At 74.1% G+C, this 2212-nt stretch carries 2 protein-coding genes and 1 pseudogene; all 3 read right to left on the reverse strand.

Translation table 11 applies throughout. The annotated features are described in order from the left end of the window. A pseudogene (locus ACWGIU_RS36250) lies at positions 1 to 215 on the reverse strand (hypothetical protein); the annotation flags it as partial. Between the two features lie 74 nt (positions 216 to 289). After that, a complete protein-coding gene (locus ACWGIU_RS36255; protein WP_453712331.1) occupies positions 290 to 841 on the reverse strand; it encodes an HXXEE domain-containing protein in 552 nt (183 codons plus the stop codon). Next, the gene (locus ACWGIU_RS36260) at positions 838 to 1785 is read right to left on the reverse strand and encodes an AEC family transporter (protein ID WP_453712332.1); all 948 of its coding nucleotides are present in this window, start codon (positions 1783 to 1785) and stop codon (positions 838 to 840) included. The genes ACWGIU_RS36255 and ACWGIU_RS36260 overlap by 4 nt, the downstream gene beginning before the upstream one ends. Positions 1786 to 2212: the final 427 nt, after the last annotated feature.

Consider the following 2212-nt stretch of genomic DNA (forward strand, 5'->3'; position numbering starts at 1 on the left):
GGCGCGAGGACCACCTCGGCGCCCGGGTCGACGGACGCGAGGGCGTGGGCGGTGGTCTCGATGGCCTCGGCGGCGTCCTCGGCGGCGGTCCGGCTCCATCCGCCGGGCGCGCCGGTTCCCCAGGGGGCGATGGTGTCGTAGAGGTGGCAGGCGGCATCGGCCACGGCGTCGGCCCGTTCACCGACACCCGGCGCCGCGATGGTCGGCAGTTCCATGCCGGGTCAACGAGCCGATGCCGCCCGGGGTACGTACCGGCGGATGCAGAGGCGTACGAGCGGACGGCGAGGGGCTACGGCGCGGACGCGGCACGGTGGATCCGCCGGGCGACGGCGTGCGAGACCGCGGTGGCCGCGCCCGCGAGGGCCAGGCCCGAGACGATGTCGCGCGGCCGCGTGGGCCGCAGGACCCCGGCCCGACGCAGCCGGCCGCGCGCCCACAGGGTGAAGGGGACCACGAGCAGCGGTGAGGTGACCACCCCGGGGGTGTAGCCGCGGGTGGCGGCGGCCTGCGCGAGGTGGACGAGACCGTGCAGGCCGAACCCGTTCAGCGAGGCCTGGTAGAAGGCGGAGCGCCCGCCGGTGCGGTACCCGTCGGCGGAGGCCGCCGCGACGACCAGTCCCATCACGGCGACCGCGGTGGCGAACTCGCGGCCGTCCACCTCCAGGCTCCGCCAGATCCGGTCGGGTACGCCGGGGTGACGCTCGCGCAGGGCGGGGACCCGGGTCCGGGACCAGCGCGCCATGGTGGCCACTTCTTCGAGGTCGTGCACGGTCCAGGCGGCGAGCAATCCTAAGGTGACGGCGCCCGGCGATGTCGAGGGGCCGCAATCATTGGCGTTCATACGACCAGAGTGTGCAGCCACAGGGGCAGCAGCAGGAGCGATACGAGCGAACTCTTGATCACGATCGACGCGGAGAGGTCGACGCCGACGTCGTAGCGCTGGGCGAAGATGAACAGGTTCTGGGGGGTGGGCATCGCCGCGATCAGGACGAGGTACGCCAGCCACTCGCCCCGCACGCCGACCAGTGGCCCGCACACCGCCCAGGTCAGCAGCGGGAACGCCAGGCACTTGAAGCCTATGAGGGCGAGTTCCTCCCGCGTGGTGCCCCGCAGGTCGAGGCCGAGGCCGCCCAGGTGGAGGCCGAGGGCGAAGAGGGCCACCGGGGAAGCGCTGTCGCCGACGAACGCGGCGCCGTCCAGGACGACGGCCGGGACCCGTACCGAGAGCAGGTTGAACAAGATCCCCGCGTTGCAGGCGAGGACCAGCGGGGTCACGAGCGAGGCGCCTACGGCGCGCGAGAGGCGGCGGCCCGGGCCGCCGGCCTCCGGGCCCGCGCGGCCGAGTTCCATGAGGGCGATGACGACCAGGGACAGGACGCAGACCTGGAACAGCAGGATCGGGAAGATCGGCGCCGCCGTCCCGAACACGGTGATGAAGACGGGGACGGCGAAGTAGGCGGTGTTCACCTGGACTCCCGCCATCACACGCAGCGCCACGTCGCGGGGCTCGCGCAGACCGTGGGCGACCGCCACCACCGCCACCGCCACCACGGCGAGGGCCGCGGCCCCGGCATAGCCGCCGATCGCCCGCCAGTTGAACAGGGCCCCGAGGTCGCTGGCGTAGATGTTGCCGAAGAGGTAACAGGGGACGGCGAAGAGGAAGGCGTAGTCGGAGAAGACCTTGGAGGCCTCGGCCGGCACGATCTTCCGGCGGGCGAGCAGCACCCCGCCGCCGAACGCCAGCAGCACCGGCACCAGTTTCTCCAACGCCGCCGCGCCACCCATGCCCGCATCCCCCGTGATCGACAGGCCAGCAGCCTAAGGGCTGTCCCGGGGGACGTGCCGACGGTGGCTGGGGGGACTTCGACGACCGGGCCTGGGGCGTGTCCGCGAAGTAGGGCCGGCCGCCCGAAGGGGCGGGCCCCGCGGCGTCCGGTGGCGTGCATCGCACGGCGGAGGGGCGCCCGCGCACCGAACGCACTCGGGCACCCCGACGACGCGGCCAGGTGCGGTGCCAGGCGCCGCGGGCAGGCGGGACTTCGCGGACCCGACCCAGCCCCACCCGTCTCCGGGCCCACCGGAGCATAGGCTGGTCGGATCATGAGCGACGAACCCCGCACCCGGCTGCGCGGCCGGACCCGCGCACGTATGCGTACCTCCTCGGCGGCCGGTGCCCGGGTGCCCGGCGCGCTGGCACGGCTCGCCCTGGTGC

Source organism: Streptomyces sp. NPDC054840 (genome assembly GCF_053611065.1).